The following is a 16,720-nucleotide window of genomic DNA, read 5'->3' as shown; positions in this document are numbered from 1 at the left end:
ATCTAAAATCAATTTGAATGTTTAATTTTTAATATATATACATATGAACGGTTTAAATTTCATAGGAGCAGGATTAATTGTAATCGGAGCTGCATTAGGTATTGGTAGAATTGGTGGTTCAGCAATGGACGCTATTGCACGTCAGCCAGAAGCTTCAGGAAAAATCCAAACAGCTATGCTTATCGCAGCTGCACTTATTGAAGGTATTGGTTTCGCTGCATTATTTGCTGCTTAATTAAAACACAAAAAAACACTAGTTGTAACGGTTGGTTGCAACTAGTGTTTAAAAATTAAAACATTAAAATTGCTTTTAAACAGTAATTTAAAAAAGACATAATTTAAAATTTATAATTATATATAATGGATAAGTTAATAAATCAGTTTGAGTTCGGTTTGTTCTTTTGGCAAATATTAATATTTGTTGGATTGATATTTTTGTTAAAAAAATTCGCCTGGAAACCAATTCTTGATGCAGTTAATGATAGAGAACAAGGTATTAAAGATGCATTGCTTTCTGCTGAAAGTGCAAGACAGGAAATGCAAAATCTGCAAGCTGACAATCTAAGAATTTTGAACGAAGCTCGTGCAGAACGTGACGCGATGTTGAAAGAAGCTCGTGAAATGAAAGAGAAAATGATCGCTGATTCTAAAAACGAAGCTCAGGCTCAAGGTCAAAAAATGATCGAGCAGGCTAAAGCGGCTATCGAAAGCGAAAAAAATGCTGCAATGGCTGAATTGAAATTACAAGTTTCAACTTTATCCTTAAGCATTGCTGAAAAATTGTTGAAAGAAGAATTATCTAACAAAGAATCTCAAACTAGATTAGTGGAGAAAATGTTAGGTGACGTAAAGTTAAACTAAGATTATGGCAAGTACAAGAGCAGCAATTCGTTATGCAAAAGCAATTCTGGACTTAGCAAACTCTAAAGGTGTTGCCGAAGTTGTAAATAACGATATGAAGTCGATTGCCTCAGCAATTGAAAACAATTTAGAATTGAGTGCATTTATTCAAAACCCGACTGCAAAAGTTGAAGTTAAAGAAAGTGCTCTTTTAGAAGTTTTTGCAGATGTAAATGGTGTAACCAAAGGTTTATTTCATTTATTATTCGAAAACAAAAGATTCGAAATTCTGGAAGCAATTGCAGTAGAATACAACAAAGTATTTGATCAGAGTAATGGTGTTGAAATAGCAAAAGTTACAACAGCGATTCCTATGGATGCAGCTTTAGAAGCTAAAGTTTTAGCAAAAGTAGCTACATTATCAGATAAAAAAATAACAATAGAAAATATAGTTGATCCGGCGATTATTGGAGGATTTATTCTAAGAATAGGGGATCAACAGTACAACGCTTCTGTTGCAAACAGATTACAAGTATTAAAAAGAGAGTTAAGTAATTAGTTTTATCACACATAAAAGTGTCTAAATTATAAATTAAGATGGCGGAAATCAAACCTGCTGAAATTTCAGCAATATTAAGAAAGCAAGTAGAAGGTTTTGAATCTGGTGCTACGCTGGAGGAAGTAGGAACGGTACTTCAAGTTGGAGATGGTATTGCTCGTATTTACGGGTTATCTAATGTACAATATGGTGAGTTAGTTGAATTTGATAACGGACTTGAAGCTATTGTATTGAACCTTGAAGAAGACAATGTTGGTGTGGTACTTTTAGGACCATCAACAGGAATCAAAGAAGGATCAACAGCAAAAAGAACACAACGTATTGCTTCTCTTAAAGTAGGTGAGCAAATGGTAGGACGTGTAGTAAACACTCTTGGTTTTCCAATTGACGGAAAAGGACCAATTGGCGGAGACTTATACGAAATGCCTTTAGAAAGAAAAGCACCTGGTGTTATCTTTCGTCAGCCGGTAACAGAACCATTACAAACAGGAGTAAAAGCAGTTGATGCTATGATCCCTGTTGGTCGTGGACAACGTGAGCTTGTTATTGGTGACCGTCAGACAGGTAAATCAACTGTTTGTCTTGATACCATCTTAAATCAAAAAGAATTTTACGATGCAGGAAAACCTGTATTCTGTATATATGTTGCAATTGGGCAAAAAGCTTCAACTGTAGCAGGAATTGCTAAAATGTTAGAAGAAAAAGGTGCAATGGCTTATACCGTTATTGTTGCAGCTAATGCTTCTGATCCGGCTCCAATGCAAGTTTATGCTCCTTTCGCAGGTGCAGCAATTGGAGAATACTTTAGAGATTCAGGTCGTCCTGCACTTATTGTGTACGATGATTTATCTAAACAAGCTGTTGCTTACCGTGAGGTTTCTCTTTTATTAAGAAGACCACCGGGACGTGAGGCATATCCTGGAGACGTTTTCTACTTACACTCCCGTTTATTAGAGCGTGCTTGTAAAGTAATTGCAGATGATGGAATTGCTAAAAACATGAACGATTTACCGGATTCTATCAAGTCTATCGTAAAAGGTGGTGGTTCATTAACGGCCTTGCCAATTATCGAAACTCAGGCTGGTGACGTTTCTGCATATATCCCAACAAACGTAATTTCGATTACAGATGGTCAGATTTTCCTTGATGGAGATTTGTTCAACTCAGGAGTTCGTCCTGCGATCAACGTAGGTATCTCTGTATCTCGTGTTGGAGGTAATGCTCAGATTAAATCTATGAAAAAAGTTTCCGGAACTTTAAAATTAGACCAGGCTCAATTCCGTGAATTGGAAGCTTTCGCTAAATTTGGTTCTGACTTAGATTCTGTTACTTTAAACGTAATTGAAAAAGGTAAAAGAAACGTTGAGATCCTGAAACAAGGTTTGAATGATCCTTATACAGTAGAAAATCAAGTAGCTATTATTTACGCTGGTTCTAAAAACTTATTAAGAAACGTTCCTGTAAATAAAGTAAAAGAATTTGAAGCTGATTTCTTAGCTTACTTAAACAGTAAACATAAAGATACGCTTAATGCGTTGAAAGCTGGTAAGTTAGATGACAACATTACTGATGTTATTGAAAAAGCAGCAAAAGAAATTTCAGCAAAATATATCTAATTAGATAATAAGCAAATTAGATAATTAGAATATATCTCTGGATACTTCTAATTGTCTAATTTTCAAATTGTCACATTTTTTAATTAACAAATGGCAAATTTAAAGGAAATACGTAATAGAATTACTTCCGTTTCATCGACGATGCAGATTACATCGGCTATGAAAATGGTTTCTGCTGCAAAGCTTAAGAAAGCACAAGATGCAATCACTGCAATGCGCCCTTATGCCGAGAAATTAACAGAGCTGTTGCAAAACCTTTCTGCTTCTCTTGATGGTGAAGTTGGAGGTGACTACACAACACAACGTGAAGTAAAAAAAGTATTACTTGTTGCTATAACTTCAAACAGAGGTTTATGTGGGGCATTTAATACTAATATTATTAAAGAAGCTAAAAATCGTAGTTTGTTTTATGAAGGAAAACAAGTTGATATTTTTCCAATAGGTAAAAAAGGAAACGACGTTCTGGCTAAAACGCATAAAGTTCACGGTCATCATAATGCAATTTTTGACCATTTAACTTTTGATAATGTAGCTTCAATTGCAGAAAAATTAACTGAAAAATTCCTGTCTGGAGAGTACGATAGAATTGAATTGATTTACAATCAGTTTAAAAATGCTGCTACTCAGATTGTTCAGGTAGAGCAGTTTTTACCGTTAGCTCCAATTAAAACGGATCTTCCAGTAGCTTCTGCTGATTATATTTTTGAGCCTTCTAAAGAAGAAATTGTGTTGACTTTGATTCCTAAATCATTAAAAACACAATTATATAAAGGTATTCGTGATTCATTCGCTTCAGAACACGGAGCGCGTATGACAGCAATGCATAAAGCAACTGACAACGCAACTGAATTAAGAAACCAATTAAAATTGACTTACAATAAAGCACGTCAGGCAGCTATTACTAACGAAATCTTAGAGATTGTTGGTGGGGCAGAAGCTTTAAACGGATAATTTATTTTGAAATCATAGAAAAAGGGCCAACAATTGTTGGCCCTTTTTTATTTATAAAATTGTTCTCGAATTTTTTATATTTTTAAAATGGTAATTCCCGATTCAATCATAAACCGAGAATCAAAACCATTTTAAAACTTATGCACAGATTATAGACATCTGCAACGCTTTGTCTTTTATGGGAACAAACTAGCTTTATTAATCCCAATGCTCTGTTTTTTTTAGGGTTACATATCAGCAGAATCAATCCCTTGTGCTTTGTCTTTTGTGGGAACAAACTAGCTTTATTAGTCCCAATGCTCTGTTTTTGTAGGGTTACATTTCAGCAGAATCAATCCCTTGTGCTTTGTCTTTTATGGGAACAAACAAGCTTTATCAGTCCCAGTGCTTCCTTTTTTATAAGGGTTGTATTTAGCTTTCTCAATCCCTGTTTAGCAAATTTAAGAAAGAGTCAGTCAAAATTACTTACATAATTTTTGGCAATAATTTATATATTTCACATACGCAGTTGTGAATTATATAAGGAACAATGAAAAATAAATTAAGTATTTTTGATGATCTATTTTTAAAATCATGAACTTACACATACAAGAATTAGTGACTGTTCCGGAAATGCTGCTCCAGATTGAAACCATGAGATTTCTCTACCCCAACCTTTCCGTTGAAAAATACGAAGCCTATCTTTCTGAGATGGTACCACATAATTATATTCAGATTGGAGTTTTTGAAGGTGAAAGCTGTGTAGGAATAACAGGTTGCTGGTCAGCTACTAAATTATGGACCGGTAAATATCTCGAAATTGACAATTTTGTTGTTAATCCAAACCATCGCTCTAAAGGAATCGGAAAATTACTGACCAATTATATAGAGGAAAAAGCTATGACTCTGGAGTGCAGCAGTATCGTTTTGGATGCTTTTACCGGAAATTTTGCTGCACACCGATTTTATTACAATCAGGGCTATGGTCCAAAAGGATTTCATTTTGTTAAAATCCTAGATGAAAAAAAATTAACGGTATAAAATCATATGTAAGTTTTTTTATTGAATCAACAAAAGCAATAATTAACCAAAGAAATGGTTATTTTTGTTTCACAAACTTTATTACGAATATATTTTGGGATTATATAAGAATCTATTTAAACAAACGGCTATTTACGGACTAGCAACGGTTTTGCCGCGAATGCTAAGTTTTTTATTAGTAAGATTGTATACCGGTATTTTACCAACATCAGAATACGGAGAAGTTTCTATCGTTTTGTCGTGGATGGTATTCTTTAATGTAGTACTTTCTTACGGAATGGAAACTGCTTTTTTTAGGTTTTACAGTGCCGAAGAAGATAAGAAAAATGTCATCGCAACGTCTACGATATCTATTTTCTGGTCTTCGATAGGATTTTTGTTTGCTGCTTTAATTTTTAGAAATACGCTGGCCAATTGGGCTGAAGTCGACACGCAATATATTACCTATTCTGTTTGGATTTTAGTTCTGGATGCATTGGTTTTAGTTCCATTTTCCAAGCTGAGGGCTAATCAGAGGCCAATGGTTTATGCGGCCATAAAAATTGGGAATGTGGTAATTAATATGGTACTGAATTTTTTCTTTTTAATCTACTTACCAAAACTTGCAGCGTCTCATCCCAATACTGTCTGGGATAACTTATATGTAGAGAACTTTCAGATTGCGTATATTTTCATTGCTAATTTATTGGCGAGCTTAGCCACCTTCGTGGTTTTGTCTCCCAATTATCTTTCGCTTGGACGAAAATTTGATCCTGTTCTTTGGAAGAAAATGATGAAATACGGTTTGCCAATTCTTGTAGCAGGACTTGCCTTTGCCGTTAACGAACATTTTGATAAAATTTTATTGGGTTATTTATTGCCGGAAAACCTGGCGAAATCGGAAGTTGGGGCTTATTCGGCCTGTTATAAATTAGGTTTGTTTATGGTTTTGTTTGCAACGGCTTTTAGACTGGGTATTGAACCGTTCTTTTTTAGCCATTCTAAAAATGCAAACGCACCTCAAACCTACGCTGTTATCACGAAATACTTTGTGATTTTTGGCTCGTTGATTTTATTGAGTGTTATTGTATTTGCAGACTTTTTAAAGTTTCTTTTACTCGATAATAAAGCATATTGGGAAGCTATGAAAGTGGTTCCCCTAATCATACTGGCAAATTTCTTTTTGGGAATTTACAATAACTTATCGGTTTGGTACAAACTTACAGATCAAACGAAAATCGGAGCTTACATTTCTATTGTCGGAGCAATTGTGACATTGGTTTTGAATTACTTCCTGATTCCAAAATACAGTTATTACGGATCTGCAATTGCGACTATTTCTGCCTACGGTTCCATGATGTTAATATCCTATTTTTTAGGAAACAAGTATTATCCAATACCGTATGATATGAAAAAAATAGGCGCTTATTTGGGGATTTCAATTCTATTTTCTGCTGTTTCTTTTTATGGATTCAGGGAAAAATATTATGTTGGCATCCCGCTGCTTTTAGTCTTTATTTACTTTGTTTATCACAACGAAAAAGACACCATCAAAGGAATTATGAATAGGAAATAAGATTGGTTTTAAATCCAGTTTTGTTTTTAAGATTTTAAATAAAAATGAAAATACAAATTATCAATAAATCACAGCACGACCTTCCAAATTATGAAACTATTGCTTCGGCAGGAATGGATTTACGTGCTAATCTGAATGAATCAATTACTTTAAAACCATTAGAAAGAACCATTGTAAAAACGGGACTTTTCATTGAATTACCAATAGGATACGAAGCACAGGTGAGACCAAGAAGTGGTCTTGCAGCCAAAAAAGGAGTTACTGTTTTAAATTCACCCGGAACCGTAGACGCTGATTACAGAGGAGAAATAGGGGTAATTTTAGTAAATTTGTCCAATGAAGTTTTTGTAATTGAAAACGGGGAAAGAATTGCACAATTGATTATTGCCAAACAAGAAAGAGCGGAGTGGATTGAAGTGGAAGAACTTTCAGTAACCTCCAGAGGCGAAGGTGGTTTTGGGAGTACGGGAGTGAAGTAGTTTTCAGTCTCAGCTTTCAATTTATAACTTTACAACAAACCAAACCAATAGAAGATTTCCCAATCTTCCCATAAAAAATAAAAAGACAAATGAAGATAATCGTTCCAATGGCGGGTCGCGGATCACGACTTAGACCACATACCTTAACTGTTCCCAAACCATTAATTCCGGTTGCAGGAAAATCAATTGTGCATCGATTGGTTGAAGATATTGCTGAAATATTAAAAGAACCAATTGAAGAAGTTGCTTTCATACTGGGAGATGCTGCTTTTTTTGGAGATGATCTTGTGGCAAGTTTAGAAGAATTAGCCGGAAGCTTAGGTGCGAAAGCATCTATTTACCGTCAGGATTTACCTTTAGGAACAGGACATGCTATTATGTGTGCCAAAGAATCTCTGTCAGGGCCAGCCGTAATTGCTTACGCTGATACTTTAATCAGAGCAGATTTTGAATTAGATCCGGCAGCAGATGCTGTAATTTGGGTAAAACAGGTAGAACAACCAGAAGCTTTTGGAGTAGTAAAATTAAATACAAATAATGAAATTACAGAACTGGTTGAAAAGCCAAAAGAGTTTGTAAGCGATTTAGCAGTTATTGGTATTTATTATTTTAAAGAAGTTGGTGATTTGAAAAAAGAACTTCAGAATGTTTTGGATAATAACATTCAAAATGGAGGAGAATATCAGATCAATGACGGAATCAAGGCCATGATGGCTAACGGAAAAGTTTTTAAAACCGGTAGTGTCGATGAATGGATGGACTGCGGAAACAAAGATGTAACCGTTGAAACGAATACAAGAATGCTGGGTTTTTTACATAATGATGGAGAACACTTAGTTGATTATAATGTAGTATTAGAAAATGCGACAATTATTCCACCGTGTTATATCGGGGAAAATGTAGTGTTGAAAAATGCAACCGTAGGACCTAATGTTTCTCTGGGAAAAGGATGCCATGTTATTGACAGCACTATTAAAAATAGTTTAGTACAGACCTATTCCCAAATTAAAAATGCTAACTTAGACAATGCGATGATAGGAAATCACGTTGTTTATGATGGTAAGTTTACCAGTATCAGTATTGGTGATTATTCTGTTTTAGAATAGTTTAGGCATTTAAAAATCCTTCTAATTAGGAATAGAATTATAAAAAGGATGAAAAAAGAGTTTTGGATAATTTTATTTTTTGCTCTGTTTAGCAACACAGCTTCCGTTATGGCTCAGACAGAACCGGAAGATATTGCTATGGCTACCGATCAATATCAGGACTCTTTTTATGAATCATTAAAGCAAAAAGGAATTGAAAATTACGATAAAGCCATTCTGTCCTTAGAGAAATGTATTAAGCTAAAACCGAATGATGCTGTTGCTTATTTCGAATTAGGCAAAAATTATCTGGCTTTAAAACAATATAGAAACGCACAGGATTCTTTCGAAAAAGCGACTCAGTTAGACCCAAAAAACAAATGGTTCTGGTTAGGAATTTATGATGTAAGTTTTGAAACCAAAAACTATCCTCTGGCAATTGAAACCATTCAGAAAATTATTGTTTTTGATGAAGAGTATAAAGATGATTTGATTTCGTTGTACATGATTACCAATCAACAGGATAAAGCATTGATTGCGATTAACGAAATGAATGATAAGTTTGGAAAATCATCAGATCGGGAAATTTATAAAAACCAGATTTTATCCCAGGGGAAATATCAGAATGCTGAAATTGGTAATTTGATCAGTGAGATTAAGAAAAATCCAAAAGAAGAATCCAATTATGTCAACCTGATTTTTTTATATTCGAAAGCAGAAGAAACAGATAAAGCCTTAGACGTTGCAAAGCAGTTAGCAAAAGAAATTCCAACTTCTGAATGGGCGCAGGTGAGCCTGTTCAAAGGATATTTAGAAGCCAATCAAGCTGATAAAGCAATTAAGGCGATGAATGTAATTTTGTCAAGTTCCAAAATTGATTCCAAAATAAAACATCGTACCTTAAATGAGTTTTTGATCTATGTGAATAAAAATCCACAGTACGCTCCGGATCTGGAAAAAGCAATTTCTTATTTTGACAACGATAAGGAAATCGACGTTGCGAAAGAAATCGGAAAATTTTATCACAGTAAAAATCAATTTGAAAATGCGATTAAGTATTATGAGAAAGAGTTGAAATCGAATTCAGATACAGATCGGGAGACCAATTTACTTTTGCTTGAAGCATATACGCAGGCAAAACAATTTGAACCTTTGACAAAAAGGGCGATGTATATGATTGAAGTTTATCCGAGTCAGCCACAGTTTTATTACTATGCCGGTTTGGGAAATAATCAGTTGAAACAATTTAAGAATGCAAAAACCGTTTTAGAAATGGGACTTGATTATGTTGTTGATGACATAAAGCTGGAAGCAAATTTTAATATTCAGCTAGGTGAGGCTTACAATGGGCTGGGAGACGCTAAGAAAAAAGAGGAATACTTTTTGAAGGCAAATGAAGTATTAAAGAAAAAAAAATAAAAGACTAAGATTAGATGAAAAAATATATAGCCTTACTACTGGTATCCGTTTTTGTGATTTCCTGTAAATCTAAAGCGGTTGCCGTACAAAATAATAGTGCTGCAGTTGTTGAGACAAAAACGGACAAAAAAGCAATTGATAAACATTACGAAAACAAATTAAATTTCAAGACATTATACATAAAATCGAGTGCCAGATATGTTGATGAGAAACAAAGCCAGAATGTTTCTGCCGAAATTAAAATTGAAAAAGACAAGCAGATTTTAGTAAGTGTTCGCTTTCTTGGAATTACAATGGCAAAAGCTCTGATTACACCAACAACCGTAAGTTATTATGAAAAAATAAACAGCACATATTACGAAGGTGATTTTACGAGTCTGAGCAAATGGCTGGGAACAGAACTGGATTACAGCAAAGTGCAAAATTTATTAATCGGAGAAGCTTTAGACGATTTAAGAAAAGGAAAATATACGCAGGCAATTGTAGAAAATCTTTTCCGTCTGGATGATGAAAAAGAAACCAATATTAAAAAAACGTTCTTTTTGGAACCGGAAAAATATTTGCTGCAAAAAGAACAAATTTCACAGCCTTCGGAAAACAGAATGTTAGAAATTAGATATTCTGATAATAAAACGTTTGACCAGGGAACAATTCCAACAGCAATCGAAATTAATGCGGTTCAGCCAAAAGGAAAAACAGACATTAATTTAAATTACAATAATATTACATTCAACGAAGAACTTTCTTTTCCTTATAGTGTACCAAGTGGCTATAAAAAGGTTATAATTAAGTAAATTTGCAAAAAGAAAACAGAAACATGCCAAAATTTCTCCTAAGCCTAATTTTTATATGCGCCACTACAATGTTGTGGGCACAAGATTCGCAACAAGAAAAACTTGAACAGCGAAAAGCTCAGATTCAGCAGGAAATTAGAGACAACGAAAAAATGTTGCAATCCGTAAAGAAAAAAGAAAAATCAGCGGTAAATGTATTTTTAATTCAGGCAAATAAAATCAAGCTGAAGGAAAAACTAATCAATACAACAGCGAAGCAGGAAAAATTGCTGAGCAATGATATGTATATTAACCAGGTCAAGGTTAATAAGTTAAAAAAAGAACTGACAGTTTTAAAAGAAGATTATGCTAAAATGATCCTTAAATCTTATAAAAGCCGTTCAGAGCAAAGCAGAGCGATGTTTATTCTATCATCGGAGAGTTTTTTACAGGCCTATAAAAGAGCACAGTATTTAAAGCAATATACTAATTTCAGAAAAAACCAAGGGTTAGAAATTCAGTCTAAAAGTGCACAATTGGTCGATTTCAATGCAAAACTGAATGGTCAGCGACAAGACAAGAAGAAAATTATTGCTGAAAATCAAAAAGAGCGACTGGCTTTGGAAGTTGAGAAAAAAGAGCAGCAAAAGCTGGTGAACTCCATTAAAAAAGATAAAAATAAAATCATTGCAGATACAAGAAGCAAACAGCAGGAAGCGAAAAGAATTGACAGACAAATTGATCGTTTGATCCGCGAAGCTATTGCTGAGGCCAATAGAAAAGCAGCTCTTGAAAAAGCAAAAGACAATCCGGGATCGGCGCCATCAAATGCACCAGTTTCCTCTTCTAAAATTGCTTTAACGCCGGAAGGAAAAATTTTAGCGGCAGACTTTAAAGCAAACCGCGGAAAATTGCCATGGCCGGTAGAAAAAGGATTTATTTCGCTGGGTTACGGAGATCAGCCTCACCCGCTTTATCCGTCATTAACCGTTCATAATTCTGGAGTAGAGATCACAACCGAACAAGGCGCAAACGCCCGCGCGGTATTTGAAGGAGAAGTTTCCAGTATTATGGTTTTATCTCCTATAAACAGGGCCGTTATGATACAGCACGGGGATTATTTTACCGTTTATCAAAATTTGAGTCAGGTATTTGTAAATAAAGGAGATAAAGTAAATATTAAACAAAGTATCGGAAAAGTAAGAACCAGCGGGGATACCGGAAAAACAATTATTAAGTTTTTGATTCTTCAAAATACATCCAATAATAATCCGGAAGGATGGTTACAAAACAGATAAAAAAAGGGAGCTCAGTGAAGCTCCCTTTTTTTTCAATTCTATTGCTCTAAAAAATAGTGCATCACATCGGTTGTGGTGACAATGCCTTTTAGGATTCCCTTATCAACTACAGGTAAAGCATGAAACTCTTCTTTTGCAAAAATCTCAACGAGATCCCGAATACTGGTTTCAGGTGAAACAGTTTTAGGTTTGGAAGTCATTATTTGTGCAATGGAAAGCATTTCGAGGATCGCTTCATCAGCACCTTCCTGGCCTTCAAATAAAGCGCCAAAAGTAAGTCTGTTGATATCCGAACGACTTATAATACCAATAACTTCGTTGCCATTAACAACAGGAATGTGCCGAATAGCATTTGATTTTAGTTTTGCGACTACTTCTTTGAGATCATCCATTTGATTTACGGTAATGACACTTTTAGTCATGATATGACTGACTGGTTCTCTTTTTTTCATAATTAAAGCTGTTTTGTTTGTGTCAAATATGTAAAATATTTCTTATATAAAACATGATTTTTGTCACCTTCAAAACAGTAGTTTTTGGCTTTTTATAAAGTTGTTACTTTTTATTTAACTAAAAAAAAGAGTCTAAAATCGAAATTGAAATAAAGAAGAGTTTAAAAATCACTTTATTGTTTATTTGAAATTGTATTGATTGAAATTTAAAATAGTATTTTTGCAGTATGGAAACAAATAGACAGAAAAAAATAGGCGGTGTCATCCAAAAAGATTTGGTTGATATTTTGCAAGGTGAAGTGCGAAAAAACGGAATTAATAATTTAGTAATTTCGGTATCCAAAGTTAGTGTTACTTCAGACTTATCAGTGGCAACAGTATATTTAAGCATCTTTCCTCAGGAGAAAGCCAAAGAAACTTTAGAAGGAATTAAATCGAACAGTACTTTAATCAAACACGATTTATCTCAGCGTGTGCGTTTGCAATTGCGTCGTGTACCAAACCTGGTATTCTTTATTGATGACTCTTTAGATTATATTGAGAAAATTGACAACGCATTGTCAAACAGAGAAAACCCAATTGAAAATCGTGATCTTTTAGAAAAAAGAAGAAAGTCATAAATTGAATTTTCCGCTTTACATAGCCAAACGTTACATTTTTAGCAGAAGTAAAAACAATGCTATAAATATTATCAATCGTATTGCCAGCATGGGAATTATTGTTGGTACAATGGCTTTGTTTGTGGTATTGTCTGTTTTTAGCGGGCTAAAAGTTTTTAGTCTTTCGTTTACAAATGAAATCGATCCGGATTTAAAAATGACCAGTACATATGGAAAATCATTTTTACTGACACCCGATCAGGAAAGTCAGATTAAAAAAATTAACGGTGTAGCGTCATATACTAAAATTATCGAGGAACGTGTTTTGTTTATTTTTAAAGACAAGCAACAAGTTACTTACATAAAAGGAGTTGATAGCAATTATGTAGTGGTAAACGACATCAAAAAAAAGCTGTTTAACGGACAATGGCTGAAACCGGATACCTATCAGGTGGTTGTTGGCTATGGAATTGCCCGTGACTTTTCTATGGGATTATTGGATTTTGAAAACCCATTGCAGATCCTAGCCCCTAAACCCGGAAAAGGAGCCTTTGAAAATCCAGAAGAAGCATTTAATAAAACGGATGTCTTGCCAGTCGGAATTTATTCGATTAGTGAGGATCTGGATTCGAAATATGTGTTTACCGATTTGGCACTGGCACAGGAATTATTGATGTACAAACCCAATCAGATTTCGGGAATTGAATTGAATCTGAAAGAGAATGCAGATGAAGCGGCTATCAATTCTCAATTAGAAAAGATTTTTAAAAATAAGATTACTTTAAAGAACAGGGCACAACTCAACGAGTCTTTGTATAAAATGCTCAACACCGAGAATATTGCCGTTTACCTGATTTTCACCTTAGTTATTATCGTTGCACTTTTTAATTTGATTGGTGCTTTGATCATGATGATTTTAGATAAAAAAGGAAATCTGAAAACCCTTTTTAATTTGGGAACGGAAATCAATGATCTGAGAAAAATCTTTTTGCTTCAGGGCACTTTACTAAGTGTTTTCGGAGGTATTATTGGTCTTGTTCTGGGGATTATTTTAGTACTGCTGCAACAACGATATGAGTTGATTATGATTACGCCAACTTTGGCATATCCTGTAGTTTTTACTTTAGAAAATGTACTTATTGTGATGGGAACTATTGTTTCTCTTGGCTTTGTGGCTTCTTTAATTGCCAGCAGCAGGGTAAGTAAAAAGCTGTTAGATTAGTACCCTTCCGTATAAAATAATTACTTATATTTATCCCCTTAAAAAACTCATGTCTATGATTGTTTCTTCCTAATCCTATTTTATTTTTCGAATAATTAGGATACTTACGTTTTTTTTCTTCAGTTCAGATCTATTATATCTGGGCTAATTTTATCATTTATCCTATTATATCATGACAGAAACAACTATACAAAAGAGTTTATTTTCTAAAATTTTTACCACTTTAAAATTAGCGATCAAAGGAGACGAATCTTTTGATTATACTTCCGGAAGCATTAAAAAAGCAGTCATTCTCCTGGCCATTCCTATGGTTCTGGAAATGATGATGGAATCGGTGTTTGCACTAGTCGATTTATATTTTGTTGGGCATTTGGAGCATAGCAGTTTTGCGATACAGACAGTAGGTTTAACCGAATCTGTAATTACAATAGTGTATTCGGTTGCAATTGGTATTAGTATGGCTGCAACAGCAGTTGTAGCAAGACGAATCGGAGAGAAAGATCCGATTGCCGCCGCAAAAGCAGGTATGCAGGCCATCATTATAGCTTTTGTAATCAATAGTGTAATGAGTATTCTGGGTTTTATTTATGCCAAAGATATTCTGATATTGATGGGTGCCTCTCTTGATGCTGCGGAACACGGTTACCGATTTACACAGATTATGATTGGTGGAAGTTTGTGTATCATGCTTCTATTTCTGATTAACGGAATTTTTCGCGGAGCCGGAAATGCTGCCATTGCCATGAAAAGTCTTTGGCTGGCCAATATTTGCAATATTATTCTATGTCCGGTATTAATTAACGGTTTTGGTCCCGTTCCCGCTTTTGGGTTGACGGGCGCTGCAATTGCAACTACCTTGGGACGAAGCATTGGAGTTCTGTATCAATTGTACCATTTGTTTTTTGGGAAGGGTGTTTTAAAGATCATTGCATCGTATTTTATTCCTGATTTTAAACAAATAAAAGCATTGATAAAAATTGCTGCTCCCGGAGTGTTACAATTCGTAATCGCATCCTGCAGTTGGATTTTCCTGGCGCAACTGGTGGCAACAACCGGAGGTGATCATGGATCTGCCGGATACCAGACGGCACTACGAATCATGATGTTTTTTATACTTCCAGCCTGGGGATTAAGCAATGCAGCCGCAACTTTGGTTGGACAAAATTTAGGTGCAAAACGAATTGATCGTGCTGAAAAATCGGTTTATACCACGGCCAAATACAATGTGATCTTTATGGCTACCATTATGGTCATAACCTTATGTTTCGGAAAATATATCATTTCCTTTTTTACCAATGATGAAATGGTGAAAACCATTGCCGTTGAAGCCTTACAGATTATGAGTATTGGGTTTATTTTCTACGGAATCGGAATGGTATTGATCAACACCTTCAATGGGGCAGGAGATACCTGGACACCAACCGGAATTAATTTCTTCGGCTTTTGGCTGTTTCAGATTCCGTTGGCTTTTATATTGGCAAAACATTTTCAGATGGGACCAACGGGTGTTTTTATAGCAATTCCGGTTGCTGAAACGGCCATAACACTGGCGGGTATTTTCTTTTACAAAAGAGGGAAGTGGAAACGAACTCAGGTGTAAAGTAAATGGCAGAAATATTTTAGAATTTAACCGCAAAGAACGCCAGGTTTTTTACTATAGTATTTTATATAATCGCAAAGTTCGCAAAGCTATATCAATTATAGCTTTGCGAACTTTGCAATTTTTATCATATTGCCAGGATATAAATTTTAGCGTCCTTGCGATTAAAATTATTTTTTACACAAACTCGTATCCGGCATAAACCTCTTTTATTTCATCCATAATCGCGAATAAAATTTCAGGTTCATCAGTCGTAACCAGTTTTTGCTTGTATTCTTTAAAAGAATGAATTCCTTTGAAATAGTTGGTATAATGACGACGCATTTCTACAATCCCTAAACGTTCGCCTTTCCAGTCCATAGACCATTGCAAATGATTTCTGGCGGCTTCAACACGATCACCAACCGTTGGAGCAGCTAAATGCTCACCGGTCTTAAAGTAATGTTTAATTTCGTTAAAAATCCACGGATAACCAATTGCAGCACGACCAATCATGATTCCGTCGATGCCGTATTCGTTTTTATATTTTAGTGCTTTTTCAGGACTGTCGATATCGCCATTTCCAAAAATTGGCATTGTAATTCTTGGGTTGTTTTTTACTCTTGCAATGTGCGACCAATCGGCGTGGCCTTTATACATTTGCGCACGCGTTCTGGCGTGAATTGTTAAAGCCTGAACACCAATATCCTGAAGCCTTTCGGCAACTTCATCAATATTAATGGAGTTATCATCCCAGCCCAGACGTGTTTTTACTGTAACAGGTAAATCAGTACTTCTGATAACCGCTTTGGTTAAACGAATCATCAAATCAACATCTTTCAGCACTCCTGCACCGGCACCTTTGCAAACGACTTTTTTTACCGGACATCCAAAATTGATATCCACTAAATCGGGTTTTACGGTTGTGACAATTTTTGACGAAAGTGCCATCGCTTCTTCATCACCACCAAAAATCTGAATTCCAACCGGGCGTTCGTAATCAAAAATATCCAGCTTCATTCTGCTTTTGATCGCATCACGAATCAATCCTTCTGACGAAATAAATTCAGAATACATTAAGTCAGCGCCATGCGTTTTACATAATCTGCGAAACGGTGGATCGCTCACATCTTCCATCGGTGCGAGTAGTAAAGGAAATTCGGGTAATTCTATGTTGCCAATCTTGACCATCTTCAATATTTTGTGCAAAATTACAACATTTAGTTTAATTCATTGCTATTTAGAGGTTCAAAGGGGTAAAGTGACAAAGGGT

17 protein-coding genes are annotated in these 16,720 nt (G+C 35.0%); 15 read left to right on the top strand and 2 right to left on the bottom strand.

Features of this window, described 5'->3' with window-relative positions; translation table 11 throughout:
- The first annotated feature begins 43 nt into the window (after window positions 1-43).
- The 12 genes from atpE (at window position 44) to EV142_RS03515 (ending at window position 11,595) form a co-directional block, all read left to right on the top strand.
- Entirely contained in the window at window positions 44-235 is a 192-nt protein-coding gene (gene atpE, locus EV142_RS03570; protein ID WP_053472986.1) for an ATP synthase F0 subunit C, read from the top strand.
- A 125-nt stretch (window positions 236-360) separates the two neighbouring features.
- Window positions 361-861 carry a F0F1 ATP synthase subunit B gene (locus tag EV142_RS03565; RefSeq protein ID WP_132032770.1) on the top strand — a complete coding sequence of 167 codons (501 nt, stop codon included), beginning with the start codon at window positions 361-363 and terminating at the stop codon, window positions 859-861.
- Between the two features lie 4 nt (window positions 862-865).
- Window positions 866-1,399, top strand: a complete 534-nt coding sequence (atpH, locus tag EV142_RS03560; RefSeq protein WP_132032768.1) for an ATP synthase F1 subunit delta — start codon at window positions 866-868, stop codon at window positions 1,397-1,399.
- A gap of 38 nt (window positions 1,400-1,437) precedes the next feature.
- The gene (gene atpA / locus EV142_RS03555; RefSeq protein ID WP_127338104.1) at window positions 1,438-3,015 is read left to right on the top strand and encodes a F0F1 ATP synthase subunit alpha; all 1,578 of its coding nucleotides are present in this window, start codon (window positions 1,438-1,440) and stop codon (window positions 3,013-3,015) included.
- A gap of 90 nt (window positions 3,016-3,105) precedes the next feature.
- Window positions 3,106-3,966 carry an ATP synthase F1 subunit gamma gene (atpG, locus tag EV142_RS03550; RefSeq protein ID WP_132032766.1) on the top strand — a complete coding sequence of 287 codons (861 nt, stop codon included), beginning with the start codon at window positions 3,106-3,108 and terminating at the stop codon, window positions 3,964-3,966.
- Window positions 3,967-4,539: 573 nt separating this feature from the next.
- A complete protein-coding gene (locus EV142_RS03545) occupies window positions 4,540-4,986 on the top strand; it encodes a GNAT family N-acetyltransferase (protein WP_132032764.1) in 447 nt (148 codons plus the stop codon).
- Between the two features lie 94 nt (window positions 4,987-5,080).
- On the top strand, window positions 5,081-6,541 hold the full coding sequence (locus tag EV142_RS03540; protein WP_132033191.1) for a lipopolysaccharide biosynthesis protein: 1,461 nt from the start codon (window positions 5,081-5,083) through the stop codon (window positions 6,539-6,541).
- A gap of 44 nt (window positions 6,542-6,585) precedes the next feature.
- Entirely contained in the window at window positions 6,586-7,020 is a 435-nt protein-coding gene (gene dut / locus EV142_RS03535; RefSeq protein WP_132032762.1) for a dUTP diphosphatase, read from the top strand.
- A gap of 89 nt (window positions 7,021-7,109) precedes the next feature.
- A complete protein-coding gene (locus EV142_RS03530; protein WP_132032760.1) occupies window positions 7,110-8,126 on the top strand; it encodes a sugar phosphate nucleotidyltransferase in 1,017 nt (338 codons plus the stop codon).
- Window positions 8,127-8,174: 48 nt separating this feature from the next.
- The gene (locus EV142_RS03525) at window positions 8,175-9,524 is read left to right on the top strand and encodes a tetratricopeptide repeat protein (protein WP_132032758.1); all 1,350 of its coding nucleotides are present in this window, start codon (window positions 8,175-8,177) and stop codon (window positions 9,522-9,524) included.
- 14 nt (window positions 9,525-9,538) lie between these two features.
- The gene (locus tag EV142_RS03520; protein ID WP_132032756.1) at window positions 9,539-10,318 is read left to right on the top strand and encodes a DUF4292 domain-containing protein; all 780 of its coding nucleotides are present in this window, start codon (window positions 9,539-9,541) and stop codon (window positions 10,316-10,318) included.
- A gap of 23 nt (window positions 10,319-10,341) precedes the next feature.
- The gene (locus EV142_RS03515; RefSeq protein WP_132032754.1) at window positions 10,342-11,595 is read left to right on the top strand and encodes a murein hydrolase activator EnvC family protein; all 1,254 of its coding nucleotides are present in this window, start codon (window positions 10,342-10,344) and stop codon (window positions 11,593-11,595) included.
- A 38-nt stretch (window positions 11,596-11,633) separates the two neighbouring features.
- Here EV142_RS03515 and EV142_RS03510 read toward each other — a convergent pair whose 3' ends face one another.
- Window positions 11,634-12,047: a CBS domain-containing protein gene (locus EV142_RS03510; protein ID WP_132032752.1), complete on the bottom strand. Its 414-nt coding sequence runs from the start codon at window positions 12,045-12,047 to the stop codon at window positions 11,634-11,636.
- Window positions 12,048-12,274: 227 nt separating this feature from the next.
- On the opposite strand from EV142_RS03510, the gene rbfA reads away from it, so the two are divergent.
- From rbfA to EV142_RS03495, 3 genes are all read left to right on the top strand, one after another.
- Window positions 12,275-12,667 (top strand): 30S ribosome-binding factor RbfA, encoded by a 393-nt coding sequence (rbfA, locus tag EV142_RS03505; protein WP_047774669.1) that lies wholly within the window; start codon window positions 12,275-12,277, stop codon window positions 12,665-12,667.
- A 1-nt stretch (window position 12,668) separates the two neighbouring features.
- The gene (locus tag EV142_RS03500; protein WP_132032750.1) at window positions 12,669-13,868 is read left to right on the top strand and encodes an ABC transporter permease; all 1,200 of its coding nucleotides are present in this window, start codon (window positions 12,669-12,671) and stop codon (window positions 13,866-13,868) included.
- A 172-nt stretch (window positions 13,869-14,040) separates the two neighbouring features.
- Window positions 14,041-15,468 (top strand): MATE family efflux transporter, encoded by a 1,428-nt coding sequence (locus tag EV142_RS03495; protein WP_132032748.1) that lies wholly within the window; start codon window positions 14,041-14,043, stop codon window positions 15,466-15,468.
- A 177-nt stretch (window positions 15,469-15,645) separates the two neighbouring features.
- Here EV142_RS03495 and dusB read toward each other — a convergent pair whose 3' ends face one another.
- Complete coding sequence (dusB, locus tag EV142_RS03490; protein ID WP_132032746.1) at window positions 15,646-16,638, bottom strand: tRNA dihydrouridine synthase DusB; 993 nt, start codon at window positions 16,636-16,638, stop codon at window positions 15,646-15,648.
- Window positions 16,639-16,720 lie beyond the last annotated feature (82 nt).

The sequence above is a fragment of the Flavobacterium circumlabens genome (genome assembly GCF_004345565.1).
In the GTDB taxonomy this organism is placed as follows: domain Bacteria; phylum Bacteroidota; class Bacteroidia; order Flavobacteriales; family Flavobacteriaceae; genus Flavobacterium; species Flavobacterium circumlabens.
The sequence above is the reverse complement of the archived record's forward strand: the minus strand, read 5'-3'. Positions and strand labels throughout refer to the sequence as shown.

Coding starts and splice junctions, on each gene's coding strand:
- EV142_RS03545 (WP_132032764.1), top strand. CDS start 4,540: ATGAACTTACACATACAAGAATTAGTGACTGTTCCGGAAATGCTGCTC.
- EV142_RS03525 (WP_132032758.1), top strand. CDS start 8,175: ATGAAAAAAGAGTTTTGGATAATTTTATTTTTTGCTCTGTTTAGCAAC.
- atpH (WP_132032768.1), top strand. CDS start 866: ATGGCAAGTACAAGAGCAGCAATTCGTTATGCAAAAGCAATTCTGGAC.
- EV142_RS03520 (WP_132032756.1), top strand. CDS start 9,539: ATGAAAAAATATATAGCCTTACTACTGGTATCCGTTTTTGTGATTTCC.
- EV142_RS03565 (WP_132032770.1), top strand. CDS start 361: ATGGATAAGTTAATAAATCAGTTTGAGTTCGGTTTGTTCTTTTGGCAA.
- EV142_RS03530 (WP_132032760.1), top strand. CDS start 7,110: ATGAAGATAATCGTTCCAATGGCGGGTCGCGGATCACGACTTAGACCA.
- atpA (WP_127338104.1), top strand. CDS start 1,438: ATGGCGGAAATCAAACCTGCTGAAATTTCAGCAATATTAAGAAAGCAA.
- dut (WP_132032762.1), top strand. CDS start 6,586: ATGAAAATACAAATTATCAATAAATCACAGCACGACCTTCCAAATTAT.
- EV142_RS03515 (WP_132032754.1), top strand. CDS start 10,342: ATGCCAAAATTTCTCCTAAGCCTAATTTTTATATGCGCCACTACAATG.
- rbfA (WP_047774669.1), top strand. CDS start 12,275: ATGGAAACAAATAGACAGAAAAAAATAGGCGGTGTCATCCAAAAAGAT.
- EV142_RS03510 (WP_132032752.1), bottom strand. CDS start 12,047: ATGAAAAAAAGAGAACCAGTCAGTCATATCATGACTAAAAGTGTCATT.
- dusB (WP_132032746.1), bottom strand. CDS start 16,638: ATGGTCAAGATTGGCAACATAGAATTACCCGAATTTCCTTTACTACTC.
- atpE (WP_053472986.1), top strand. CDS start 44: ATGAACGGTTTAAATTTCATAGGAGCAGGATTAATTGTAATCGGAGCT.
- atpG (WP_132032766.1), top strand. CDS start 3,106: ATGGCAAATTTAAAGGAAATACGTAATAGAATTACTTCCGTTTCATCG.
- EV142_RS03495 (WP_132032748.1), top strand. CDS start 14,041: ATGACAGAAACAACTATACAAAAGAGTTTATTTTCTAAAATTTTTACC.